Genomic DNA, 25,425 nt, shown 5'->3' with positions numbered 1-25,425 from the left:
AATGGAGATTTTAACAATTGAAAATTTGTCCGAAATATACGGCACAGGCGAATCGGCGGTGAAGGCGCTTGATGATGTTTCCTTTTCGGTCCAAAAAGGTGAATTCGTCGCAATTATCGGACCTTCCGGATCGGGGAAATCGACACTCCTTCATATGCTGGGCGGTGTGGATCGACCGACTGGCGGGAAAGTGTATGTACAGGATACGGATATGTATACCTTGGACGAAACGCAGCTGGCCATCTTCAGACGCAGGCAAATCGGGCTGATCTTGTGAATACGTTGAATTTGCAGCATCGATTAAACCATCTGCCGAATCAGCTATCCGGTGGACAGCAGCAGCGTGTCTCGATTGGCAGGGCGATCATCGGCAATCCTGCGATCATGCTGGCCGACGAACCCACCGGGAATCTGGACAGCAGGAATAGCAGCGAGATCGTCGTTTTATTGAAAATACTGAATAAGACCTATCATCAGACACTGATCGTAATCACGCATGACGAACGGATCGCCCTGCAAGCCGACAGAATCATTTCGATTGAAGATGGGAGGATTGCCAAAAACGAGGTGATAAGGCGATGAATATTGTCAATACATTAACCATCCGGCATCTGAAGCAGAACAAGAGACGAACACTTGTGACTATTTTTGGCGTAATTATTTCGGTATCCATGATGACCGCTGTCATTACGCTTGTTTTTTCCTTTGCGGATTTAATGATCAGACAAACTATCACAGATACAGGGGAGTGGCATATTCAGTATCAAGATATAACCAAGAAACAGCTTGCGGCGATACAGGGCGATGATGCAACCAAAACGGTTGCAATCACAAGAGACCTTGGGTATGCCCCATTAGAAGGGGGACAAAATTCCAATAAGCCGTACTTGTTCATTAAGGAATATGATGTGCAAGGGTTCACACAATTTCAGATTGAAATAAGCAAGGGACGTCTTCCGCACACGGACAAGGAGGTTGTGATCTCCGAGTCTGTTGCAACAAATGGCAAAGTGAAGTACGAAATCGGCGACCGTCTAACGCTTCGCGTCGGCGACCGATTCGAACAAGGGGGCGATCATCCCCTGGATCAGACGGAACCGCTGCGCAGGAAAGACGGCACATTGACCGAGACATTACAGCATAGCATAATTAGGGATTATACGGTGGTAGGCTTCATTAAACGTCCGGTGTCGGAAACGGCTTGGGCCCCGGCTTATACGATCATTAGCTATGTCGATGATCATATCATCGGGGGGGACGATCGGGTCGATGCGTCGGTGGTCTTGCAGCGGGTCAATCCGTTCTTGTTCGCACATGCGGAGAAGCTGGCTGAGAAAAACCAAATTGACACTGTCCAATATAATAACGATTTGCTTCGTTATTATGGCTTGTCCAGCAGCGGGGCCTCATCCAGCATGATGTTCTCATTATCGGCAATCATTATAGGGACTATTATAATTGGCTCGGTTGGACTCATCTATAACGCTTTTGCGATATCCGTCTCGGAACGTTCCCGCCATTTAGGGATGCTCGCGAGCGTGGGGGCGACGAAAAGGCAGAAGCGAAATTCCGTATTTTTTGAAGGTATCGTCATTGGTTTGATCAGCATTCCCATTGGTATCTTATGCGGTCTTGCCGGAATCGGAATCGCCTTTTCGTTCATGAACACAATGATTGAAGGGGCATTATGGACTAGTGAAAAGCTGAGGCTTATCGTCACGCCGTTATTGCTCTTGATTACTTGTCTTGTTTCGATGCTGACGATTTTCGTTTCGGCGTATCTCCCGGCGGTTAAAGCATCCAGGGCATCTCCCGTGGACGCGATTCGCCAAACCACTGACGTAAAGCTTACGGCCAAAGCAGTGAAGACGTCGAAGATCATTCGTAAGCTCTTCGGAATCGAAGCAGAAATCGGGCTGAAAAACTTAAAAAGGAACAAACGAAGACATCATGTTATTCTTTTTTCGCTTGTCATCAGCATCGTTTTGTTTTTGACGATATCGTTTTTCACGACTGGCCTGACACAATCTCTGGCATTGTCGCTGGAAGGCATCAATTACGATATTGAAGTGTCGTCCAGTAATGGCGAAAGACTAGATGACCGGTTGATGCAATCGCTTGTATCTCTGGATGGCGTCACGGAATACAACGTGAGTCATGAGTTAGTCGGGAACGCTTGGGTCGATGCAGCAAGCATCGCCGACGAGTTGCAAGAGAAGGTTAAGCAGGATAAGAGTATGCTGCAAGACGGGAAATACCCTTACGAAATTAAGCTCTATGCAATGAATGATTCGAGCCTGCAAGCCTATGCCAGAGCGGTTGGCGCAGATTACGAACAGCTTACGGATCTGGATCATCCCGCCGCAATCGTGATGGATACGATTCATTACAAAGATATAGATACGGGTAAATATATTCAGACGAAGTCCATATATGCGAATATCGGACAACATATCGAGCTAACGAGTTTTATTAAAGCGAGCGGGGAAGAAACGAAGGCAAATAAAGTGATATTTGCCGCATTGACGGATAAGGCACCGATGGGGATGAGCCCGGTAGGCGTAGGCGGGTTAAATATGATCGTGTCGGAACGCGTCATGAATCGGCTGGCAGACGGCGAGGAGCTGGCTAACGCTTCGATGTACCTCCATTTGAAAAGCACGGAACCGGTGAAAACGCAGCAGGAAATTGAAGCGATGAATGAGACCAATCTGAATGTCTACAATGTATATCAATTCAGAATAAGAGAAGAACAACAGATTCTGCTGATGAACGTCTTTTCTTACGGTTTTATCGTATTAATCTCTGCGATTTCTGTTGCGAACATCTTTAATACGATCTCAACAGGGCTGGCTCTTCGCAAACGGGAATTCGCGATGCTGAAATCCGTAGGCGCGACGCCAAAGGGGTTTGCAAAAATGCTGAACTATGAGAGTGTTTTTTATGGGGTCAAGTCGCTCTTGTATGGGCTTCCTGTCAGTTTCGCCGTGATGTTTCTGATCTATAAAGCATTTGCGAACAAATTCAGCTATGGGTTCACCCTGCCCTGGATGAGCATTCTGTCTGTCATTGTGTGTGTATTTGTCATTGTCAGCTCTGCGGTTGTTTATTCCGGAGCTAAAGTAAAAAAGGAGAATATTATTGATGCATTAAAGCAAGAGAATATATGATTCACTTACTTCACCCAGAGGAGGAGACGTTACCCGACGTCACACACAATCATGCGAGTCGACCGATTGCTCTCCATGCTGCTGATCATCTCCGGTAAAGGTACGGTAACGGGCAAGGAGCTTGCCGAGCATTTCGAGGTATCCTTGCGGACGATCTACCGGGATATCGAAAAAATAAGTGAAGCTGGCATACCGATTGCCTCGTTCAGCGGCAAGGGCGAAGGATACTATATTATGGACTGATCCCTTTATGGGCGTCATTCCACAGGCCCTTTGTCAGGCGAATGCGCAGCAGGCATGTGTTAGGATCTTCGTCGTTATTGGCTTCGTTATACCACCCGGCGAATATTGTGCGCAGCTTTGTCATCATCTCCGCGTTTTTCTCGTCACATACCCAGCCCAGGTTTTCAACGATACCATCGGCCGTAAAGTTTTCGACGATGATACAAACAGCAACTTCGGGGTTTTGGGCGATCTGCTGCATCTTGCCTGAGGTCGCGTAAGTAACGGTGTAGAACGCACCGTCCTCATAATAGGCGTCTACAATGCGGGCGGAGGGATGGCTTTTGCCATTAGCCCCCGGTTCCAGTGCGATGGTGGATAGTGAGATCAGGCCGTCCTTGTTACCCGCTTGTTCTTCCAGCAGCTTCATGGCTTCGTCGTACTTGCCCATTATATTACCTCCTAAAGTGTCATAAGGCATACATTATTAAGCTTATCATTGTAAAATCTTAGTGCATGTGAAGAATAATACGATAAAATATTAAATCGCCATCAATCCAAGCTTATACTCGATGGTCTTTTTTTTATGCCATTTAATCTCCAGTCTACAAATATATCTATTTTTTTTATGTAATAGACATTGTAAATTACCCTGGTCCTATTGTAGAATCAAGAAGTTGTCGAATAATGGTGTAAAATGCCATCCTTGGAACTCACTAGGACGACAGACTCATTGATATTTTTAGAGTAAGAAGGGGGAAGAAACAATGTTATTCCAAGCAGCACGCCGTAAACTCAGTCTGATGATTGTGTTTGCCCTATTATTAAGCACTCTTACGCCACATATGGTGTTTGGTGAGGCCGCGCAGTTCAAAGACATCACAGGCTCTTATGCGCAAAAGGAGATTCAATCATTAACTGAAGCAGGAATAATCTCAGGTTATGAAGATAACTCTTTTAAACCGAAAAAGGCTATGTCACGTGCCGAACTGGCGAAAATCATAGTCCTGTCGTTGGGGCTAGAAGCAAATGCTGATCAAGCCGCACCGTTTAAAGACGTTGCCGCGAACAGTTGGTATCGCGGTTATGTAGGTGCATTGGTAAAGGCAGGCATTACGGAGGGGACATCGGCCACCACCTTCAGTCCTAATGCAAATGTCACCCGTGAGGAGCTGGTCGTGTTTTTCATCCGAGCTTTCGAATTGGATGAAACAGCGAAGAAGCTTCCGGTTGATAGCAAGCTGTCGGATATCTCAGAGGTGTCCGAATGGGCAAAAGCGCAAGTATCCCTTGCCTTCAAAAATGGTTTCATCAACGGGGTCCAAGGCAGTGACGGCACTCTGAAATTCAAACCGAAAGAGCATGCGGAGCGCCAGGCTCTGGCTCGTCTGGCTTATGAGTTCAAAACCAATAAGTCAGTATATGTCGAGAAATCCAAACAGCTTCTGGCTGAAGAGGTTAATAAGGGCAAGAGTCCTGAGGTAACACCGACTGCCACCCCGGCAACAACTGACCGCGGGACATCTGTGACAGCACCGGCGCCGGGAGCTTCAGGTCCGGGAACGGCAGCACCGGCAACCCCAGCACCAGTGACACCAACACCGACACCAACACCGACACCGACACCAACACCAACATCGGCAAATGCTCTCCAGGTTGTGGTGAAGGGGGAGAGTTCAGATGCCATTTATGTGGAAGAGCCAACAGAAGTTATATTCCGCTCATCGATTAATGCGCCAGGAACGGTAATTGCTAGTGTCTATCAAGTAGATGACAGCGGCAAAGTGATTTCGCAAATCATTTCGTTGTACGATGACGGTTTGGAAGCCCATGGAGACAGTCTTGAGGCAGACGGACTGTACAGTGGGAAAGCAGTATTGACTGAAAGTACGGAGGGTTACATAAATCTGCAGGCGTTTGTGGGAGATGTGCCAAGCAGCACAGTTTTTAAATTATCTGTAATGAAGCATCTTACGGATGAACAGCTTGCACAAACGGAAATCATTGAAAATAATACACAGAGTAAGCTTGATCAACTGGCTACTTCATATGGTAATTTGCAAAAAGCAAAGGAAGAAACTGTGGCTTGGCTCCAAACCCAAGCAGAAGTAGAGCATGCTGGGATTTCGGGTGAAGGAGGAAGCATCTGGTATTTGCTGGACAACGGGATTCTAGGGGGGATCTCCGCAGCTCCTGAGAATACAAAAGGGTTAAGCAGCACCGTAGAAGAGGCTGCGTCCAGTGCTGCATTGGCGGCTGAGGCGCTAACGCAAAATGTGGAACAAACCGTAGCCACCATAGGAAGCCAGCGGGTTGCTGTAATTTCTCCGTTCTCCGGCACACTTCCATCTTCGACTGTATATGACGCTGTATATGACAGCTTCGACCAGTCGAGTTACCCTTTCCTTGTGGAAAGAGTAAAGGACACCGCAGCGGGCGTTAATTTCTTTAAAGGGCTGAATCAGTATGGCGTCGTGGTCTTGGATACCCACGGAGATACTTATTATGATGAAATAGTGCTACAGAAGCTCCATAATAAATACGGCATTGATTTCAAATACGCTGGACCGCAAGTTATGTTCCTGACAGGAGAAAAGGCAACGACAGAGAGCAAAAAGACCTATGAGTTGGACTTGAAAAAGGGAAGACTGGCTATTATATCCGGTTATTATGCTATTACACCGTCTTTTATTACACGGTACAACGATATGCTTCCTGATACCATCGTATATAATGGCAGCTGCCGCAGCGCGTACAACGATTCCATGGCAGATGCCTTCATCAACAATGGTGCTGGCACTTATTATGGATATACCGATTATGTAAAGCTTGCATATGATCAAGCTATTGCTAAATCCGTATTTACCGCTTTAAACGATGACAACATGACAACCGAAAAAGCCTTTCAAGCAGCAGTGGCTGCCCATGGAGCAAACGATGGGTTGGCAGCATTCTTCATGAAAGGAAGCAGCATTGGCACTAAGACCGAAGGGGTCATCAACGGAACCTTTGAAAACGGAACTTGGACCGGCTGGAATGGAAACGGCGATGTTCGGGTGATCTCCAAGCTGGGACCGCTTAAACCGACAGAGGGGAACTACATGGCTATTATCAGCACTGGCCTTGGGTATGAAAACAATGATCAAGGAGGATATGACTACAATTCAGACAGTTATATCGAGCAAAGTTTCATTGTTCCGGCGGGTGCAACAACCCTATCGTTCGATTACAATTTCATTTCTGAGGAGCCTAAGGAATTCGTTGGAAGCAAATTCAATGACACGTTCCGCGCAACGGTAACTTCCAGTGTATACATTAATACGGCTTCCCTCATTACTTCTCACATAAATGGCGGCAATACAGTGACGTCCAGTGTCTATGGTAATGATTCTGTTATTATCGGGGCTGAATCGATTAATGAATCCACGGCCTATTGGATTGAAGAGAACAAAGTAGCGATTGATTTCTACGGCGGGGATCATACAACATACATGACGAATTGGAAGCATGTACAATTTGATGTAAGCCAATTTGCCGGCAAGGGCTCCATTGTCCTTCGGTTCCATGTTTGGGATCAAGGAGACAGTATCTACGATACGGCAATACTAATCGATAATGTAATATTAAAGTAATCAAAAAACGGCTGGATCAGGGGAACCTGACCAGCCGTTTCTTTTGGAAATAAGCTAATGGGCGTGCGTTTGGATATGGATTCCAAATAAAGTGTGCATATTGCACATAATTCGTGGTATACTTTATTATGTGCAATATGCACATAATATGGGGTGGAAGAAGGGTGTAAATATGAAGGCAGCAATCGTAAAGGTTAAGGGGACGATTCCCGTAATGGGTCATTTTGATTCCCCCGTTGGGACAGAGGGGCTAGTTATAATTAACGTTACGGCCACAGCCTTGAGTCGAGTTAGCAAGTTCCGTTCAATGGGTATGCACTATTCTTCTGAAGATAACTTTCCAATTGTAGCCGGTATCGACGGTGTAGGAACTTTAAAAGATGGGTCTCGTGTTTACTTTGCGCTGCCTACTGCACCATATGGTAGTTTCGCTGAGCAAACAATCGTCAACGAAAAGCTGACTGTCCGTTTACCAGATGGTATTGATGATCTCACTGCTGCCGCTATCGCCAACCCTGCTATGTCGTCATGGGCTGCATTGGTATTTCGAGCTGGTTTTAAATCCGGTCAAACTGTATTGATTAATGGCGCTACTGGTGCATCCGGTAGTTTAGCAGTTCAGATTGCTAAGGGTCTGGGGGCCAAGAAGGTCATTGTAACAGGACGCAACGAATCAAAGTTGCAAGCACTTGAAGCTGATGAGGCCATTGCATTTGATATGACAGCCGACAACGGTCAAAAAATGTTTGAAAACGCCCTAATGCCAGTTATTGCTGAAGGTGTTGATGTTATATTGGATTATCTTTGGGGCGACAGCGCACTCGCCATCATGTCAGCTCTTGCTAAGGCGAAAACGGATCGTTCAACCCGTTTTGTAAGCATTGGAACTTCATCTGGCCAAGAAAGCATTCATTTACCTTCATCTCTTTTACGCTCATCAACAATCGAACTCGTAGGTAGCGGAGATAAGAGTATTTCCAAAGCTGATATGCTATCCGCTGTTAGAGGTGTCTTTGAAATGGCCGCCGAGGGGAAGATAAAAATTAACACAAAAGAGTTCGCTCTAGAAGATATTGAAGAGGCCTGGAATGCCCCGCTAATGCCTCGTCCTGTTGTAAGGGTGAAATAAAATGGAAAACGATATTTTTAAAGCGCTGATCGATTTAGTTTCCATTATCAATAGGCCAGACCGCGATAAGAAGATGATTGCTAATGCTGGCGTAAATTTGGAGGCAGCAACCTTTCGTGTCTTTGTGGGCATCGTGCATCTCCAACCGACTAGTGTTGGTGATTTGGCCGCCATGATGGGAAAAAACTATTCGAGTGTTAGCCGGCAAATCGATAAGTTAGAAAACGCGGGGTTGGTTCATACGTATCCATCAAGTGCAGATTCCCGCATTCGTGTGTCTGAATTGACGAAAAGCGGGGAGAAAATCAATGCAATGATTAGCCTCACCCGTGAACGAATTTTGCATGAAGCTTTGGATGACTGGACTCTGGAGGAAAAAAACAGCTTATTGAATAACTTAAGGCGTTTATTTGAATCGCTGCAAAGATTCGACTAGTTGCAGATTATGACTGTTCACACACAGTTCGATGTTTATTGCCATGGTGGATATTCGGGTAAAAGGAATTACGGATTCAATGGGGAACCATTCTGAAATCGGATTTACGAGGAAGCCGCAAAAATGCTAAAACGCTACTGACACAACGTTGTCAGTAGCGTTTTTGTATATTAGGTGTATAGCGAGTAGCGCATTGTTTTGGAGATAGGTGACCTTGCTCATAATCTTATTATAGAGGTGGAATTTATTCATGAGTAATATCAAATGGGAAGTGGATCCGGACCACAGCTCCGTCGAGTTTTCGGTGACGCATTTAATGATTAATAAAATCAAAGGAGTATTTGAGCGTTTCCAGGCGATTTTAAGTTTTGATCCCAACGAGTTAACGACCATGGGTATTCAGGCTTCCATAGACGCAAATAGCATCACAACTCGCCAAGCGCAACGAGATGAACATTTGAGGGGCGACGATTTCCTTCATGCTGCCAAGTATCCAACCATTGCATTTCAAAGCACCAACTGTGTCTTTGCTGGTGAGCGGCAATATGAACTTACAGGCAATCTAACTCTGCATGGAGTAACCCAATCTGTTACTTTTCATACTGTTTTTGAAGGACTAAACAAGGACCCCCGCGGACGGGAACGTGTAGGATTTCATTCAACAGCCAGTATTGATCGTAATGAATTTGGATTGAAATTCAACTCGCCTCTGGAAACGGGTGGAATTATAGTCGGAAATGAAGTGAGGATCGAGCTTTGTATTGAGGCAATTAAAATAAATTAGTGACCCTAAAGACTATCCTTTTATCGGGATGGTCTTTATTCAAAACTTGCTGTTACAGAAATTGCGCTGAACCGTATTACTAATTAATGTACTCTTGCACCGAGCGGAGAAGCTGCTTGGGCTTTTTTTATGTGCAGAAATGACTAGAAGATGCCTTGACTTATATTTGCATTAAATATTACCTAAATCGTATTTATCGAGCAGGAAATAACAGGAACTAAATTGAAAAAGTATACCCTATAGCAGCACTGACCGGGAGGATGGCATGCAATTTCAACCAATTTATTATAATGGGGAATTATTTCTACCGAAGATCGAATTAAATATGACACCGAATCAATCGGTTGGCATCATAACGGACTTGAAGCGAAAGCAGCTTTTAATGAATCAATTAGGTGATCATTCCCAATATTATTTATTTCGGGCTGGGCAAAACGAGTATATGCGTTTATCGGTGGAGGAACTAATCACTTTTCTAATCAGAATAACGGAGAGGAATGAGCGTGCCGCTTCGTTGATAGATTATTTTGCTTTAAAGGAAGAACGGAAGGTAAAGATCAAGGATCTAAGCTCATCGAAAAGAATGTATGTGACATTGCTGCGTGTGTTTTTTGCGCATCAGCCTACACTTGTACTGGAGGAACCCTATTTTTACTTGGAAGAGCAAGATTGTCGTCAACTCAAACGGATTCTTGATGATCTTTCACAAGAAAAGCAGATTTTAATTTTAACTTCGAATTTAGAGGATGCCCTTATTTCCTGTGATGCCATTTATCGGTTGAACGAATCGGGATTTCATCCATTGGATATTCGGGACTTCGACGAGGATAAGCAGGAAGTACAGAAACAAGACGAGGCCAATATAACCTTGCAGAAGATCTCTACCAAAAGAAATGATAAAGTGATTTTATTTAATCCGCCTGAAATTGATTTTATAGAGAGTGTAGAGGGGTCAATCCTTGTTCATGTGGGCGGTGAAAATTATGACTGTGCGCTGACGCTGACCGAGCTCGAGCAGAGATTATTAAATTTCGGTTTTTTTAGGTGCCACCGATCCTATATTGTTAATCTGCAAAAAGTAAGAGAGATTATTACATGGACGAAAAATAGCTACAGCTTGCGATTAAATACAGGTCAAGATGCCGTGGTTCCGTTATCCCGTTCAAAATTGTCTGAATTAAAAGCTCTTCTTAACATTTAAAGGGTACCATTCAGGCGCTTACAGCTACATTTCGGCGCGTTTTGATGGCAGGAAGCATGTAATCTGTATATGTTTAAGCCATCAACACTAAGGATGTGGAGTTAATGAATGTTATCCGGGTAGAACGTATCCGTAAGAGATTTGGAGAAAAGGATGCGTTAGCAGATGTTTCTTTTTCAATTCCTAAGGGTGAAATTTTTGGTTTCCTTGGCCCGAGTGGCTCAGGCAAAACAACATTAATCAAGATTCTAACGGCACAGTTAAATCCGACAAGTGGACAGGCAAGTGTATTTGACCAGCCGGCGGAAATGATGCAGCAGTCTGCTCAGAAGATGCGTTTTGGCATTTTGACGGATAACAGTGGTCTATATGAGAGGTTAAGTATTGAGGAAAATCTGGAGCTGTATCGTAAGCTATATGATCTTCCCAAATCTGCGGTCGACAAGGTGCTGCAGTTTGTAAACTTAAGCGGAGAGCGCAAAAAGAAAGCCAACCTCTTATCCAAAGGGATGCGTCAGCGTGTCATGCTGGCATGCGCGATTATCCATGAGCCGGAATTATTATTTCTGGATGAACCAACTTCGGCTTTAGATCCGGTAAACACAGCACATATTTATAAAGGCTTACGCTACTTAAATGAGAAAGGAACAACGATTTTTCTGACTACGCATGATATGTCTGAAGCAGAATTGATATGCAACCGTGTAGCGATTCTGTATCAGGGACAAATCCAAACCATAGGCTCTCCAAAGGAACTTAAACGACAGCACCGGGAGAACGTAATTTGTGTGGACTTAATCAATGGGGAAACCTACGAGCTCCCGATCGATGAGGGGGCGGCTGATCAAATCGCGGATTGGATGAAGCGGGGGCTAATTGACCGGTTAGAGATGAAAGAACCAAGTCTAGGTGATATCTTTATTAAAATGACAGGAAGTGAGCTACTATGAGTATCTCATACAAACGTGCCCGGGCGATATTTGTGAAGGATTACAAAGAGTTTTCACGTAACTACGCGCTGTCCATTATGCTGATTTTTCCTATTATTATCGCTCTGATTTTCAAGAGGGCAGGTGCGTCTTTACCTGGAGCCAGCGGTTTTCTTTTTAATAGTTCGTTTGTATTGCTAACATGTTTCGCACAAGCCTGCTTGATTGCGGAAGAGAAGGAGCGTAACACTTTACGGTCATTAATGATGACACCGGCTACGACCATGGATGTACTAATCGGTAAAAGCAGTTTGGTCTTTGTCATGTCCACTGTTGTTCTCGCTATTTCTACATTATTATTTGGCTATGAGCCAGCTAATATATGGGCGTTTGTGGCAGTAATCATTCTTTCGATTATTCTGTATACTGCAGCCGGGACGATCTGCGGTTTATTCTCTAAGACGTTGCTTGAAGCCTCATTATCTATACTCCCTGTGGCGTTCATATTTATGGGGGCACCGTGGGGAGAAGTACTAGTGAAGGATTATCCGGTCTTCAAAGTGCTGGATTACATGCCAAGCAGTCAGCTTGTGCATCTGCTGGGTCTAAGCAATACAGGTTATACGACGGGCGATGTATTGAAACCTCTCCTCATTAATTTGGTATGGACGGTTGTGCTAACAGTAGTGTCTGTCATTTTGTATCAGCGGCGGTTGAAGGACGAGTAAGGGAGCTCTGAAGGGACTTTAGCCAGCCTTTGGTGGGTCTTTGGTAGGGTTGAAACACGCGGCCGACTGAGACTATACGACGATTATTTTCCAATTGAGGCTGTGATGTTGTCATGACGGGGCCTGCCGGGTAATAAAGATGATTAGAACTTTCAAATTTGGCTGATTTTGGATTGGGAGCCAAGGAAACGGGGGAAAGATCATGGCGGCACAGACAGTATCAGGCATCAGCTCCGTACAGACCATTGCGGCCTACGGCGGTACACAGAGTGATGTCAGTTCTCTGGAGAAACAGCGAAACCGGCTGATGATGGAACTGGATAAAGTGAATGCGGCACAAGGAAGTGAGATGCAGACGCCTTATCGCCGGGAGCAGCTGCAGCGGCAAATCCGGCTGCTGGAGTCCCAACTGGTACAGAAAAGCGGGAGCAGCACCTCCGTAAATTTTGTGCCGGCTTCTCCGCTTCAGGATCACCTCCCCCTTTGGGGAATTGAAGGAAAGGGAGGCCTCAAGGGCATCGGCCTGACTGATCCCCGGACGGCGACGGTGGACGCGGAGGGTCATTTCGACGCGTTAATTTAGGCAAGCGAGCGAAGGTCCGGAAAGCGTCAAGTGATGAACCGACGGCCCATAATCATGAGGCTAGCTAGCCGAGCTTCCACCGAGAAGACCTGCAGCACGGTAGAAACAACAAAATAGGCGAGAGGGAAGCTTCAACACTTCCTACTCGCCTATTTGTGTTCATGCAGTTGCTTAGGGTTCAACTACTTTATTCTGGTGTTCCTTGGGTTACCCCATGGATATACGAGAGCGTTGGGGAATCGACGGCCCCTTGTCCCGGATTATAGGTGAAGGAGTACTCGATGGTATCCCCGTGTTGCAGGTGATTTACAGGGTAGGTGTAGTTACCGTTCCCTGCCGGGGTCATGGCTACGTTTAGCTGCCCACCATTATTTATCTTATAGTGTAAGTCGGCAAAGGTTGCGCCGTTCACATAGAACAGCAGGTCGTCGCCTATTTTCTTCAGACCCCGCACCTCATCGCCGACGATGATAACACCGGATGATGATGCCGGTACAACAGTGATGGTGGAGAGGGCTGTTTTATTGCCGTCGGCTGTTGTAGCCGTTACGGTTGTTGTGCCTGGAGTGAGTCCCGTCACGAGACCGTTCGGATTCACGGAAGCGACGCTGGTACCTGATACGGTCCAAGTGACCTGCTTATTGGTTGCATTAGTCGGGGCAATATTGGCGTTCAACTGCACAGTCTGTCCGACCTCCACCTGCGCAGTAGTTTGATTCAGAGAAATACCGGTAACCGGTACGTTTACCGGATTCTCGCTGTTGCCTTCTTTATAGACACGAACATAATCCACTTGCATTGCTGCAGGAATATCGGACGGATCTGGGGTTTGGCCGCTGTCGAAGTGCCCGCCGATCGCCAGATTCATAATGATGTAGAAGGGTTGATCGAATGGGGCATTCGGATTGTTAGGTGCAGCTACGGAATACCATTGATCTCTACTGACTTTAAAGAAGAACTTGCCGTCCACATACCATTTCATATTATCTTCTTCCCAGATCATGGAGTACACATGATAATCATTGGCGAAGGTCTGGCCTTCAGGGAAGTGATATTCACCAGCAATATATCTGTTTACAGGCCATTGTCCGCCAAAGTGTATGGCCCCGCTGGTCGTGCCGGGCAAGCGTCCTTTGGCTTCCATAATATCAATTTCTCCGGATGCGGCCCACGCTCCATAAGCGGCATCTTCCGGAAGCATCCAAAGTGCTGGCCAAACGCCGTTACCTGTAGGCAGCTTAGCACGAATATCTACTCTGCCGTACTGGAAGGACAAGTGATCTTTGGTGTTAATCTTGCCGGATGAGTACTGGGCATACCGGCTTGGGTCCTGTGGAAAGGATTTTGAATCGTTCAAAGCTCTGATATTCAGCTTTCCGTCCTGTACAAATACATTTTGTGTACTGTCTGTATAGTGCTGCAGTTCCGCGTTGCCCCAGCCCCAGCTATTCGGATCGTCAGTAATATAATAACCTTGTTCGTAGCTCCATTTGCTTGTATCGAGTGCTGTTCCGTTAAATTCATCCTGCCAAATGAGATTCATGCCCTCTATCGCCGGGTCGTTTGGTGTTCCGATGGCAACGTCATCATGATCGGATACATCCGGACGTGGGGCATCTGGATTACCGATAAAGGTATAGTTGACGTAATTGTTGCCGACACTTCCGCCCGCCTGTCCATTTAATGGATAGCCAATACGGATTTGCACATCCTCTTGGACGGGCTGGAACCAAAGCCCATAGATATAGTCAGCCCAATAGCCCCACTGGTTGGCATCGGACATGTTGTTATAGCCATTGCCGGCGTATACAAATCCGCTTTGGCTGGAATCACTCATAGCAACCCATTGTCCGTTGATGTTAATTTGGTAAACGTAATTTCCTAGCTCAGTGCCTATTGGAGCGCCCCCATCAATTTTGGGTAGCGGGACACCTATTACACCTTTTGCATCTGCGGTAAAGGTCGTTCCCTCATAAGGTGTTAAGACATATGAATTTCTTACAGGTTTATTAAAGGTGAGGGTATAAACGACGTTAGCCGTTGAGGTTTTCGATTCTAACTTGACGTTGATAGACTCTGTTACGGTGAACCAGTAGCCACCGCCGCCTTCGGTGAATTGTCCGAAGTTGTTATCATAGATCCAGCCGCTGGCTGCATTATTGTCAATATCAATCCATGTATTGCTGCTTACAGGTTTTACATATACCTTCAGATCTTCAGCTACGGCTTCATAGGTAACGGCCGGATCATTGTTGAAGGTAGGATAAGTAAAGCCTGCACTTCCTGTAAATCCTGCTGTAATCTGCGGCCCTTGTGTAGGGGCCATAGCAGTAATGGTTGTTTTGTTTATGTTTTGAAATACCAGGGTGTACTCAAGTGTAACTCCATTAGCCTTGGAGAATAGCTGAATCTCCGTTGTTGTGGAGAGAGTGAACCAATAGCCATTCAAGCCACCGTCGCTCCAGTGTCCCCAGTTTTGGTTGTAGGTATAGCCGCCTGCATTGTCAATATCCACCCAGTTTCCAGCAACTTTTACTTTTACACCGACGTCATCGGAAACATCATTCCAGGTGGCAGAGCCCCCATTAAATGTAGGCATGACGAAACCATAGCTAGCTTGCCCAACCCCTGATTTTGAGATGACAGGACCGTCTGCTGCTGAAAAGTAAGACATAGAGGTAACTGTGGTTCCTGCTGCCTGCACCTTTGAAGTCGGCAATAGGCCAACCCCAGCTAACAGTACTACTGCTAAGAACAAACTAAATACCTTCTGCTTAAAACCACTCTCCGTATTGTAAAGTCGTTTCATACTTGCCCTCCTTTAATAAAATAATGAAGAAACGAAACCGCTTACATTTAGGGACATCTCTATTCTATCGAATATAATAATCAGCTAAAAGGTACAATTATTTTTGTTCTAACCCAATTTTTTGGCTTTTGATTATTTATAGCGCTGTGTCACGGTACTTTTCCCCGCTGTCGTGCTTCCGGCGCATCATTTGCCGATATTCTGTGGGCTGCATATCCATGACATCCCGAAAGGATCGTGTAAAACTTTTGTAGCTTTCATACCCTACCATGGTGGCTACCTCTACAATTTTATGATCGGTTTCGGCCAGTAGCCGCCGGGCTTTATCCAGGCGCACATCGCGCAAGTATTCTGCAAAGCCTTTGCCGATATTTTTTTTGAACAGGTTAGAAAAATAGGCATAATTAAGCGACACGTGATTCGATACCATCGCGAGATCCAGGGGTTTATGATAGCTTTCGTGTATAAAGCGTATGGCTTCATTTAAATCTTGCGAGTTGCGATAGCTGCACTTATATTCATAATAAAATTGGTTTAGCCGAAGTAGCTGTTGTTGCAGCGCCTGAATATAATCGCGAATACCCGGATAATCGAATAGATTTCGTAAACATTCGATGTCCAGCGCTTCTTCCCCCATGTACGGGCGGATCACACGTACAGATTCCTCCAGCATCTGTACAATGGCACGGCATAGCTGCTGTGTGTATTGGATGTGATAGCGTTGCAATGTATCTTTGTGAAATATCATAGAAATGCCTTGGGTGATTGTACCGCTGTTTTTGGTGCCGATTAACTGGAACAGGGCATATAACTCTTCATAGGGAAGCTCCCACTGCTGCTCCAGTCGCTCAATATGTGTTGGCAAGATGCAGCTCTTCTCTGGAAACAGGTAACTGTGGCGATAGAGCTCCAACACTTGTGTATAGCTGCGGGGCAACTCCTTCAATCCTTGCTGCGGGCTGGTCATAGCAGTAATGGCATCTATTTGTCCTGCTTTGAGGGCGGCCGGGAAGGCTCCCGTATCTACGGCCGCATCAACCGCGAGAATCAGGTACGGGCGGTGTTGCAGGCATATACACCCTCGTCTGCCATACACTCGGTAGGCAAGGGATTCCATGCTGTGGCTACTGTCGGCCCCCGGTTGGTTAATCCATAATTCCTCCCGCAGCAGACACAGGCGGTAATTACTCCACAACTCTGGATTCTGTTGCTGGGTCTGGATAACCCACGCCTCATCAATCATTGCACCCTGCATGAACATACTCAGTTCCTTGCGGTCTGTCTCCCGGGCGCGGCGCGAGATATGCTCCATATTACGCGAGAGCGTCTGCCGTGTTTTTATCTCATTCGCTACATGTTCTACTGCGGTTTGCAGATCTTCACGTTTCACAGGTTTGAGCAGGTAGCCCTTTGCTCCAAGTTCGATGGCCTTTTGAGCATAGGCAAAATCACTATAACCGCTAATAATCAGATAATCTACCTCGATGTGCGTCTGTTTGCTCTGCGCCATCAGCGTCAGTCCATCCATATCGGGCATCCTGATATCAGTAATCACCAGTTGGATGTTGTGCTGACTCAATATATCCAAGGCCTCAATTCCGTTTACGGCACAGTAAATATTGTCCAGCTGCAGCGCAAATTGGCGCAGCATAGCCTGCAGCCCATCACGAATGTGCTTTTGATCGTCCACAATTAGAATATTGATCATGCCCTACCATCCTCCAAGATTCACATTTTCCCAAGGCAAACGTATGGTTACACAAGTATAGGCGCCCTGCACACTGTCAATCCAAAGACCGCAGTCCTTACCATAATGAAGCTGTATGCGCTTATGCACGTTCTCCAAGCCCAGTCCGTTTTTGCTGGTAACAATCGGTGAATCTGAGTCGCCCCGCAGCACAGCCTGTAGACTGGACAGCATTTCCGGGTCAATACCTGCGCCATCATCTCGTATCTCAATTAGCAGAAGGCTGCCATTTTCTACCGATACGGTAATTTGGATACGTACGCTGCCGCCCGAGGGCGCTGCATGATGAACGGCATTTTCGACGATGGGCTGCATGCACATTTTAGGAATTGTATAACGCAGTACCTCCTGCGGGAGATCGGCCGTCAACTCAATGCTGCCATCCTCCATAAAGTTTATGAATCGGACATAGCTGTGTATGTTGGCAAGTTCTTCGCTAAGCGCAACCGTATCGCTGCGCCATTGCATGCTGTATCGCAGTTGTGAGCCTAAAGACACCAACGCTTCCGCGATAGCCGGCTGTCGCTGAACCTCCGCGAGCATACGGATGGATTCCAGCGCGTTATATAAAAAGTGTGAATTGATCTGCGAATGCAGCGAGTGCAGCTGTGCATTTTTGGCGATCAGCTGCTTATCTACCACTTGGGTCATCAAATGTTTGATTTCGTCCAACATATTATTGTAGCTGACGGCCACCTCGTCGATTTCGTCACCGGTTTCGTTTTTATCCAGGCCGGTATCAATTTTCGCATCCAGTTGGCCTTGCCGCACCTTGCGCATAGAAGCCAGCACCCTGTCGAGCCGGCGGAAAATGCGCCGAGTGGTATGTGAAACGAGCAGTAACATCAGCAGCAATACACATAATGTGATCGCTACTACGAGCAAATACCAGCTTCGTGGGCCTTTCATCAGCGCTTGATGAGAGGCAATATCCACTACATAGGCGTTCAGTGGGGCGATGTAGCGATACAACGCGTAGTAAGTATGGTCGCCTACCTTTACCTTAATGGGGCTACTCTGCTGCAGCACATCCAGCTGCTGGTGAATGCTGCCTAGAATTTTATCCAATTCTTCACCGGCATTTTGAGAAAAAGTATGCTCAGGATTGTATACAGATCGGGAAGAGTCGGCTCCATCCATCACTACAGAAAAGAAATCCCCCCCGCTATCCTCAAGCAGGTCACTGAAAAAGACGCTATGCTGGGCGCGGATTTCCATAATGGTAGGGAGTTTCTGCTGTTGCCCCTGAAGACGTACCAACCGGTAATAGGATAGCGTATGCTCTCCATCTTTAAAAGCAAATAAGCGGTATGCCGCACCACCTTCCTCACGAAGAGTCACCCAGTAGTCCTTCGGCCAGAACTTGTCATAATGGTAGATTTCAGGCCAAATCTCAAATAGGTTTGGATTATCGACATAGAAACTGAGCTCGCTGATCATCTCGTAGCTTTGAATGATATTATGCATTTGCTCAAATTGATTTTGTCTAAATTTTACGAGACGCAGGCCATCCCCGCGCATATTGGAGTGAATAAAATCTACAAAAGCCTTTTGATTCAGCGCAGTAGAGGAAGCGTTCTCAATAATACCCATTTTGCTGCGCAGCTGTTCGTTAATTCTTGAGACATGACTGCTGCCGGTAGCCATAGCGTCCTTGTATAGCTGACTTTCCTGTGTGCGGATAAATAAAAAGGATACCACAATCGCAGGGATGGCAATCATCATGCTAAAGGCCAAAAACAATTTTTGGGAGATGCGGGAATTACGGTACAGCTTCTTCATTTTAGTCAGCAGATACTTCATTTAAGTAGCCTCCTACCCTTGTAATATACCATATATTACAAACTGCCCGGTAGGTAACTAGGCTGTTTTGTTAAATGGTTAAAAGAAGCGAAAAAGGGAATACCGGCCAACCTTTCGGTGGCCGGCAGTAATCTTTATACGGGCATTATTACTCTGCCATTTTGGATTTTCGCACATCCAGTTCAGCCTGGCGGTATTCCATCACCTTGCCAAAGTTGTAATTCTCGCGGCGGTCAAGGAAATTGTCGAAGATTTTATCAAATTCAGCCTCATTCTTGGCCGTAATTAGCTCAGGGAGTACTTCCTCCCAATTTTGCGAAATACGGGACCAGGCTACCGACACATCAGAATCGCCCTGTGGATCTAAGCCCTTATAGATACCGCTATCAATATCGGCCTGCTTATTGGCGAAGTCTTCCATTTGCTTAATGACAGGAGATTTCTCCGGTCTCCACTGGTTGACGATTACAGGGTTTCGCATCATCCAATAGGTATCCATGATGCCGTATTCTTTCTCCAGCTTCTCAATATCAGTGTCGAGTAATTTTACCATTTCAGGCTTCAGTTGCGGCTTGCCATCCACCATCTCCCATGTTTCGCCTTCCTTGCCAAGGAACAAATCTCGCTGGCCTTCTTCGCTGGCCAGATAGGTCAAAAAGCGGATGGCTCGTTCAGGGTTTTCGGTTGATTTGCTAATCATCGTCACCATCCAGCCGTCCATGTTGCCAGGGAATAACTTAGGGTTATCGCCCTTGCTGTTCTTTGGCCCATCGACTGCGATGTAGTAAGAGTCCGGGTTGCCGCTAGCAGCCAGCATAGGATTGACAGCCGACATACCGGTCCACTCGCGGACCATCATGAAATAGCGGGCGTTGTTTGTTTTTTCCTCTACTTGAGTATCGGAATCTACCAGGAAATCCACATTAATCAACCCGCGCTCGTAAGCCGTACGGAAGGTTTTTAGCCAGGCAATATAATCGGGATCGGTAATGCGGTCGTATACTTTTCCATCTTTCTCATGCGGAACGGCCAGTAGGTTCTGCAGATATTCGGTCATCCCGTAAGGGACGTTCCCTTGTGCAAAAAAGGGACTGATGGGCTGGCCTTTATATTGGGAGTACTTATCCTTTACCAGTTGCAGTGCGTTCAGAAAGCCCTCTGGAGTGCTAAGGTCCGGGCTGCCCATCTCCTCATACAAATCTTTTCGCACCAGGAAAGTCTGGTTGGCGGCCGTCATGCCAGTTTCATGCATCAGGTTGGGGCTATATGAATCATTCGGAACGCCATAGGTATTGCCATTTTCTTGACGATACCACTTCAGTGTACCGTCCCCGGCCACCTTGAAGAAGTAAGGGTCATACTTGTCAGCTAATTCATTTAAGGCGTAGACATGATCGCCTTCCCACAGCTTTTTGACAGCGGTTTCCCACGAACCCATTGATATCAAGTCTGGCAGCTTGCCCGAGGTCATCATTAGGGTAATATGCTCATTCGCTTCACCGGAAGGTACCTCAAGCTTGATGTTTACGCCTGTTTTTTCCGTTACGTACTTGGAGGTCAAGCTGTCTCCCCAAGTGTGGGCATACCAGTTAGCACCTACGAACCAGGTCAAATCAACAGGGCTGGTATCCAGCTTCCATGCCGGATCATCGGAATTGAGCTTTGCTTCACTCTGCGGCGGCTGTGTACTATCTGTAGGCTGTGGTGTTGGCTTATTTTCACTATTCGCTGAATTGGAACACGCGGCTATGCCTAGCATCAGGCTTGCGGCCAGAACGAGGGTCAACCCCGGCTTAATCAGATTGCGTTTCATGACATTATCATCCTTTCTTTGCTGCTTCTGAATTTTGTATACCAGTTTCTAGACACTCACACTCTTATCCCTTAATGGCGCCAATCATCACGCCTTTGACCAGATAGCGTTGAATGAAAGGATAGACTATCAGAATAGGCAGTGTGGCCACCATCATGGATGCAAATTTAATAGAGTTGCCGGGAAGTCTTGCGCCGAATTGCGCCATAGCTTGCTGCTGCATGAAGGACATAGAGTTCTCCGCAATGATTTTGTACAGCATGGTCTGCAGTGGCAGTAATTCCTGCGAACGGATGTAGATGACCCCCTGGTAATAATCATTCCAATGATAAACGGCTGAAAAAAGCGATATAGTCGCAATGACAGCCATGCTATTGGGCAATACGATTCTGAACAGGACACCATAGTCTGAAGCACCGTCTACTTTCGCAGATTCCTCCAGGCTGTCAGGTATGGTGCGGAAGAAGCTCATGAAAATGACCATATTAAAAAAAGTGTACATGGAGGGAATGATGAATATCCAAAAATTATCATATAATCCCAGCTTCGTCATCAGAATAAATGTAGGGATCAGCCCGCCTGAGAACAGCATCGTAACCAATGCGATTTTAAGATACAGCTTGCGTCCGATTAGATTAGACTTGCTCATTCCGTAAGCAATAATGGCGGTAAACAACACATGCGTTGCTGTCCCGATCACTGTGCGCAGAGTGGTAATGTAAAAACCGTTCATCATTGTCTTATCATTGAACACAACGCTATAGCTGGCCAGCGATAATTCTTTGGGAAACCAGTTGACGGTGCCCAGGGATGCCTGCTGCGGCGCGTTAAGCGAGTTAATGAATACAAACCACATCGGGTACAGTGTTAAAAAGCAAACCGCCAGCATCAGCAGGGTGTTGCAGACCTCAAATACTCCAATTTGCCGAAATCTTTTGCGTCTTTCCATACCTCTGTCCTCTCCTTTCTAAAAAATGCTGTCGCCGGTTAGTTTTTTGGATGTGTGATTTGCCAAAAACAACAAACCTAGCGCCACAATAGAGCGGGCGAACAGGACGGCTGTTGAGAAGGAATGGCGCCCGGAGACCAACCCCATGTTGTAGATATACAAGTCTAGGCTTTCCGCCATCCTCATGTTCATATTGTTCTTCAACATAAAGATCTGCTCAAAGTTACTGCCAAGTATCCCGCTGACAGCGAGGATGAACAAAATAGCGATGGTGGGGCGTATACTCTGAATGGTGATATGCCACATCCGCTGCCGCCGGTTTGCGCCATCCAGCTCAGCCGCTTCGTACAGCCCCGGATCAATGCCGGATATTGCCGCTATGTAGATAATGGCGCTCCAGCCGGTTTCTTTTAACGTATCGGTGAAAAAGGTGATCCACCAAAAGTACTTAGGGTCGCTGTTAAACAGGATTTCGCGTTCCTGGAGCCCGATCGCCATCATCAACTGATTGATCACACCGCCCTCGCCCAGCCAATTGAGCGCAATGCCGCCAAAAATCGTCCAGGCAATAAAGTGCGGCAGGTACGAAATGGTTTGTACCGTTCGCTTAAAACGAAGACTCCGTATTTCATTCAGCATCAAGGCAAACAAGATAGGAATGGGAAAACCCAAGACCAGCTTGATGCTGCTCATCCCCAGAGTATTGCGAATCGAACGCCAAAAACGCTCATCCGTCAAAAAATCCTGAAAATGCTTCAGCCCGACAAACGGTGATTCTAGTAAGGGTTTGGCGATGCTGTAGTCCATAAATGCAATAATGAGCCAAAACATAGGGATATAACAAAAGATAAACATCCAGATGATTCCCGGGATAACCATGCTTTGCAATTGCCACTGCTTAAAAAGCGCTTTCATTTGTTCCGTTCTGTATTGGAACATTTTCCGTGCCCCCTTTCTATTTCATCGTATGAAAAAGCGTATAGGAAAAAAAGCCCATGATTATCGACCCTATCCCATTTTTTTAGATTTGTTTGACCAGCCGCAAAAATTAAGTATGCTGTGATTAAATGAAGGGAGTGTGCAAAGGATGAATAAACCTGTATGGGAACAGAATTTCTTAGATAGAAATGCCGATTTAAAGCTATGGAATATCCGCCTTGGCAACGACTTATTAGATAATGAAGGTAATCCCATAGACCCAGGTTGGGGCAACGGAGAGCAGCAGTATTACACGGATCATTCCAGCAATCTGTATATCGATGAATTTGGCTTAAATCTGTGCGCACGCAGTGAATCCATTGGAAAGGATGGGCGCAATTTTGCATATACCTCGGCTCGTTTGGATACAAAGGACCATTTTTCCTTTTGCTATGGGAAGTTAGTTGTGCGTGCAAAGCTGCCGGTGGGGCAAGGGGTTTGGCCTGCCATCTGGTTGCTTCCGCAGGAACAGGCTTACGGACCTTGGCCAGCTTCCGGCGAGATTGATATCATGGAAGCCAAAGGCCGCTTGCCTCAGCAAATATCCGGAACACTGCACTACGGAAAGGATTGGGAACATCAAATCGTCGAGGAGTTCTCGCACCATTTTGAAAGCGGAACCATTAATGAATTCCATGATTATGCACTGGAATGGACCGCCAGTTCGATTCGATGGCTGGTAGACGGACATTGCTTTGCCGAGCGCTGCTTGGAGCCAGGGGTTATGCCCTTTAACGAGTCATTTTATGTGGTGCTGAACCTTGCAGTGGGCGGCTGGTATGACAATGTAGCGGTTGACGAGGCTGCACTGCCAGCGGTGATGACGGTTTCAGGGATATGGCTGTACCCATAATTAAGAATCTTTGTGAGGCTCTATTATCGATTTTCAATACCTACATCCCATCTGGTAGAATAGGGAAAACCATATTTCTCTATATTCTAGTAACTTGATTATAAGCTTGGGGAGGTAGACCATGGACAAAGAACTAATCGCACAGCTGACACAGTGGCATGAAGATGATGAACACCAGAAGATTGTAGACACTCTGATGGAGATTCCTCCAGCGGACAGAGATTACGAGATGGTCAGCAGTCTGGCAAGAGCGTATAACAATTTGGAACGTTATGAAGAAGCCCTTGAACACTTCGCGAAGATTGCGGAACAAGGGCAGAATGATTATCTGTGGCATTTTCGTGTGGGATATTCCTACTATTATTTGAATCGATATGAGGAAGCGGTGAGAGTGCTGGGTATTGCCCATGACCTCGATCCGGATGATGAGAATACGGCCATGTTTCTGAAATTCAGCCAGCGCAAGCTACGCAAAGAACAACACGCCGCAGCCAGACAGGCAATCAGAGAGCAACATAATGATTCGGGGACGACTGCAACTCTTTTTGAAGGGATGGACCTCTCCGAATTTTGGAAAGATAGCGATTATGCGCTAAAAGAATATGTTTCGGCCCCGCCTACGGATGAGCTGATTGCTTCTGTAGAAGAAGAACTGGGTTACAAGCTTCCTGCCTCTTATATCAGTCTGATGAAGCAGCACAATGGGGGAGTGCCTTATAATACTTGTTTTCCTACGGAGGATGCGACCTCATGGGCTGAGGATCATATTGCGATTACGGGCATTATGGGCATCGGACGTGAGAAAAGCTATTCACTCTGCGGCGATCTCGGCAGTCCGTTTATGATTGAGGAGTGGGGATACCCTGACATTGGCGTGGTAATTTGTGATTGCCCTTCGGCAGGTCATGATGTCGTGATGCTGGATTACCGGAATTGCGGGAAGGACGGTGAACCCGAGGTGATTCATGTGGATCAGGAAGATAATTATGAGATTACATTTCTGGCCCCAGACTTCGAGACGTTTATACGCGGCCTGGTGAGTGATGAAGAATACGACACCTCTGAAGAAGATAAAGAGGAGGATTTGCGCAAAGTAGCCGTAGGCCAATTCTCACCATTGCTTGCGAAGCTGTGCAGCCATGTGTCTGAAGTAGATCAGCTTGAGCATAAGATCCGTAAAGTATGTACCCGAATCGTTGAAGAGAAGGGACACTTCTCCTTTCATGCGGATGAGCTTTCTACTCTGATGTATGATGTGCAGTTCTGGCTATACACAAGCTCTTATCCAAATACGAGCCGTCAACAATATCTGGATGTATATGAAGAAATGATTGCTTTTGGCGGCGAGTTCGGCCAAGGCGGGTATGCTCCCGGCTGGATCAGCGATTGGCTGGATGGCCGAATACGGGAAGGACTGATCGTTCAGGAAAACGGGGTGCTTAGCTTCACAGATCAAGCCGGCTCAGAGGTCATTGCACGGCTGGAAGCGGAAGCTGCAAAATAGGAGACGTTGATTCGGGATTTATTCCCGTGCGGTGCTCGATTGATCACGATAGTATTCAAGGGTCATCCCACAAGGGATGGCCCTTAAACTTGCCGTTTCAGACAGTGCAATCCGCATAATAAGCGAAAGAAAATTAAAGCGCTTACTCGTGAGAG

General features: G+C 46.3%; 19 protein-coding genes and 1 pseudogene. 13 read left to right on the top strand and 7 right to left on the bottom strand.

The genetic code is table 11. From position 1 onward, the window contains the following. The first annotated feature begins 1 nt into the window (after nucleotide 1). From NST25_RS30550 to NST25_RS30540, 3 genes and pseudogenes are all read left to right on the top strand, one after another. Nucleotides 2-582, top strand: a pseudogene (locus tag NST25_RS30550) (ABC transporter ATP-binding protein). Beyond that, a complete protein-coding gene (locus NST25_RS30545) occupies nucleotides 579-3,170 on the top strand; it encodes an FtsX-like permease family protein (protein WP_076181744.1) in 2,592 nt (863 codons plus the stop codon). The pseudogene NST25_RS30550 and the gene NST25_RS30545 overlap by 4 nt, the downstream one beginning before the upstream one ends. Before the next feature lie 51 nt (nucleotides 3,171-3,221). Further along, nucleotides 3,222-3,413 carry an HTH domain-containing protein gene (locus NST25_RS30540; protein WP_339189023.1) on the top strand — a complete coding sequence of 64 codons (192 nt, stop codon included), beginning with the start codon at nucleotides 3,222-3,224 and terminating at the stop codon, nucleotides 3,411-3,413. Here NST25_RS30540 and NST25_RS30535 read toward each other — a convergent pair. Next, nucleotides 3,403-3,843, bottom strand: coding sequence for a pyridoxamine 5'-phosphate oxidase family protein (locus tag NST25_RS30535; protein ID WP_076181746.1), 441 nt, complete (start codon nucleotides 3,841-3,843; stop codon nucleotides 3,403-3,405). The genes NST25_RS30540 and NST25_RS30535 overlap by 11 nt on opposite strands. A 316-nt stretch (nucleotides 3,844-4,159) precedes the next feature. Here NST25_RS30535 and NST25_RS30530 point away from each other — a divergent pair, with 316 nt between their 5' ends. The 8 genes from NST25_RS30530 (at nucleotide 4,160) to NST25_RS30495 (ending at nucleotide 12,814) form a co-directional block, all read left to right on the top strand. Next, nucleotides 4,160-7,024: an S-layer homology domain-containing protein gene (locus tag NST25_RS30530; RefSeq protein WP_339189019.1), complete on the top strand. Its 2,865-nt coding sequence runs from the start codon at nucleotides 4,160-4,162 to the stop codon at nucleotides 7,022-7,024. 172 nt (nucleotides 7,025-7,196) lie between these two features. Then, nucleotides 7,197-8,153 carry a zinc-binding alcohol dehydrogenase family protein gene (locus tag NST25_RS30525; RefSeq protein ID WP_076305865.1) on the top strand — a complete coding sequence of 319 codons (957 nt, stop codon included), beginning with the start codon at nucleotides 7,197-7,199 and terminating at the stop codon, nucleotides 8,151-8,153. Between the two features lies 1 nt (nucleotide 8,154). Then, complete coding sequence (locus NST25_RS30520) at nucleotides 8,155-8,589, top strand: MarR family winged helix-turn-helix transcriptional regulator (RefSeq protein WP_076124286.1); 435 nt, start codon at nucleotides 8,155-8,157, stop codon at nucleotides 8,587-8,589. A 250-nt stretch (nucleotides 8,590-8,839) separates the two neighbouring features. Continuing rightward, nucleotides 8,840-9,373: a YceI family protein gene (locus NST25_RS30515; protein ID WP_076278212.1), complete on the top strand. Its 534-nt coding sequence runs from the start codon at nucleotides 8,840-8,842 to the stop codon at nucleotides 9,371-9,373. A 265-nt stretch (nucleotides 9,374-9,638) separates the two neighbouring features. After that, nucleotides 9,639-10,574, top strand: coding sequence for a LytTR family transcriptional regulator DNA-binding domain-containing protein (locus NST25_RS30510; protein ID WP_076181756.1), 936 nt, complete (start codon nucleotides 9,639-9,641; stop codon nucleotides 10,572-10,574). A 104-nt stretch (nucleotides 10,575-10,678) separates the two neighbouring features. Then, nucleotides 10,679-11,524, top strand: coding sequence for an ABC transporter ATP-binding protein (locus NST25_RS30505; RefSeq protein ID WP_076278213.1), 846 nt, complete (start codon nucleotides 10,679-10,681; stop codon nucleotides 11,522-11,524). Next, a complete protein-coding gene (locus NST25_RS30500) occupies nucleotides 11,521-12,231 on the top strand; it encodes an ABC transporter permease (RefSeq protein WP_339189016.1) in 711 nt (236 codons plus the stop codon). Before NST25_RS30505 ends, NST25_RS30500 begins: the two co-directional genes overlap by 4 nt. Nucleotides 12,232-12,433: 202 nt before the next feature. Further along, nucleotides 12,434-12,814, top strand: coding sequence for a FlxA-like family protein (locus NST25_RS30495; protein ID WP_076124277.1), 381 nt, complete (start codon nucleotides 12,434-12,436; stop codon nucleotides 12,812-12,814). A 187-nt stretch (nucleotides 12,815-13,001) separates the two neighbouring features. On the opposite strand, the gene NST25_RS30490 is transcribed toward NST25_RS30495, so the two are convergent. The 6 genes from NST25_RS30490 to NST25_RS30465 form a co-directional block, all read right to left on the bottom strand. Beyond that, nucleotides 13,002-15,623 carry a family 16 glycosylhydrolase gene (locus tag NST25_RS30490; RefSeq protein ID WP_340393142.1) on the bottom strand — a complete coding sequence of 874 codons (2,622 nt, stop codon included), beginning with the start codon at nucleotides 15,621-15,623 and terminating at the stop codon, nucleotides 13,002-13,004. Between the two features lie 136 nt (nucleotides 15,624-15,759). Then, nucleotides 15,760-17,331, bottom strand: coding sequence for a response regulator (locus NST25_RS30485; RefSeq protein WP_340393140.1), 1,572 nt, complete (start codon nucleotides 17,329-17,331; stop codon nucleotides 15,760-15,762). A 3-nt stretch (nucleotides 17,332-17,334) separates the two neighbouring features. After that, nucleotides 17,335-19,173: a histidine kinase gene (locus tag NST25_RS30480; RefSeq protein ID WP_340393138.1), complete on the bottom strand. Its 1,839-nt coding sequence runs from the start codon at nucleotides 19,171-19,173 to the stop codon at nucleotides 17,335-17,337. A gap of 148 nt (nucleotides 19,174-19,321) precedes the next feature. Continuing rightward, a complete protein-coding gene (locus tag NST25_RS30475; protein ID WP_076278217.1) occupies nucleotides 19,322-20,986 on the bottom strand; it encodes an extracellular solute-binding protein in 1,665 nt (554 codons plus the stop codon). A 64-nt stretch (nucleotides 20,987-21,050) separates the two neighbouring features. Next, nucleotides 21,051-21,935: a carbohydrate ABC transporter permease gene (locus NST25_RS30470; RefSeq protein WP_038573901.1), complete on the bottom strand. Its 885-nt coding sequence runs from the start codon at nucleotides 21,933-21,935 to the stop codon at nucleotides 21,051-21,053. A gap of 18 nt (nucleotides 21,936-21,953) precedes the next feature. After that, on the bottom strand, nucleotides 21,954-22,874 hold the full coding sequence (locus tag NST25_RS30465; RefSeq protein ID WP_340393135.1) for an ABC transporter permease subunit: 921 nt from the start codon (nucleotides 22,872-22,874) through the stop codon (nucleotides 21,954-21,956). Between the two features lie 148 nt (nucleotides 22,875-23,022). Between NST25_RS30465 and NST25_RS30460 the strand changes: the two genes are divergently transcribed. Further along, the gene (locus NST25_RS30460) at nucleotides 23,023-23,766 is read left to right on the top strand and encodes a glycoside hydrolase family 16 protein (protein ID WP_340393133.1); all 744 of its coding nucleotides are present in this window, start codon (nucleotides 23,023-23,025) and stop codon (nucleotides 23,764-23,766) included. 121 nt (nucleotides 23,767-23,887) lie between these two features. Then, complete coding sequence (locus tag NST25_RS30455; protein WP_340393132.1) at nucleotides 23,888-25,270, top strand: SMI1/KNR4 family protein; 1,383 nt, start codon at nucleotides 23,888-23,890, stop codon at nucleotides 25,268-25,270. Nucleotides 25,271-25,425 lie beyond the last annotated feature (155 nt).

The sequence above is a fragment of the Paenibacillus sp. FSL E2-0190 genome (assembly GCF_037992965.1).
Classification (GTDB): Bacteria; Bacillota; Bacilli; order Paenibacillales; family Paenibacillaceae; genus Paenibacillus_AQ; species Paenibacillus_AQ odorifer.
The sequence above is the reverse complement of the archived record's forward strand: the minus strand, read 5'-3'. Positions and strand labels throughout refer to the sequence as shown.

Coding starts and splice junctions, on each gene's coding strand:
- NST25_RS30545 (WP_076181744.1), top strand. CDS start 579: ATGAATATTGTCAATACATTAACCATCCGGCATCTGAAGCAGAACAAG.
- NST25_RS30540 (WP_339189023.1), top strand. CDS start 3,222: ATGCGAGTCGACCGATTGCTCTCCATGCTGCTGATCATCTCCGGTAAA.
- NST25_RS30535 (WP_076181746.1), bottom strand. CDS start 3,843: ATGGGCAAGTACGACGAAGCCATGAAGCTGCTGGAAGAACAAGCGGGT.
- NST25_RS30530 (WP_339189019.1), top strand. CDS start 4,160: ATGTTATTCCAAGCAGCACGCCGTAAACTCAGTCTGATGATTGTGTTT.
- NST25_RS30525 (WP_076305865.1), top strand. CDS start 7,197: ATGAAGGCAGCAATCGTAAAGGTTAAGGGGACGATTCCCGTAATGGGT.
- NST25_RS30520 (WP_076124286.1), top strand. CDS start 8,155: ATGGAAAACGATATTTTTAAAGCGCTGATCGATTTAGTTTCCATTATC.
- NST25_RS30515 (WP_076278212.1), top strand. CDS start 8,840: ATGAGTAATATCAAATGGGAAGTGGATCCGGACCACAGCTCCGTCGAG.
- NST25_RS30510 (WP_076181756.1), top strand. CDS start 9,639: ATGCAATTTCAACCAATTTATTATAATGGGGAATTATTTCTACCGAAG.
- NST25_RS30505 (WP_076278213.1), top strand. CDS start 10,679: ATGAATGTTATCCGGGTAGAACGTATCCGTAAGAGATTTGGAGAAAAG.
- NST25_RS30500 (WP_339189016.1), top strand. CDS start 11,521: ATGAGTATCTCATACAAACGTGCCCGGGCGATATTTGTGAAGGATTAC.
- NST25_RS30495 (WP_076124277.1), top strand. CDS start 12,434: ATGGCGGCACAGACAGTATCAGGCATCAGCTCCGTACAGACCATTGCG.
- NST25_RS30490 (WP_340393142.1), bottom strand. CDS start 15,623: ATGAAACGACTTTACAATACGGAGAGTGGTTTTAAGCAGAAGGTATTT.
- NST25_RS30485 (WP_340393140.1), bottom strand. CDS start 17,331: ATGATCAATATTCTAATTGTGGACGATCAAAAGCACATTCGTGATGGG.
- NST25_RS30480 (WP_340393138.1), bottom strand. CDS start 19,173: ATGAAGTATCTGCTGACTAAAATGAAGAAGCTGTACCGTAATTCCCGC.
- NST25_RS30475 (WP_076278217.1), bottom strand. CDS start 20,986: ATGAAACGCAATCTGATTAAGCCGGGGTTGACCCTCGTTCTGGCCGCA.
- NST25_RS30470 (WP_038573901.1), bottom strand. CDS start 21,935: ATGGAAAGACGCAAAAGATTTCGGCAAATTGGAGTATTTGAGGTCTGC.
- NST25_RS30465 (WP_340393135.1), bottom strand. CDS start 22,874: ATGTTCCAATACAGAACGGAACAAATGAAAGCGCTTTTTAAGCAGTGG.
- NST25_RS30460 (WP_340393133.1), top strand. CDS start 23,023: ATGAATAAACCTGTATGGGAACAGAATTTCTTAGATAGAAATGCCGAT.
- NST25_RS30455 (WP_340393132.1), top strand. CDS start 23,888: ATGGACAAAGAACTAATCGCACAGCTGACACAGTGGCATGAAGATGAT.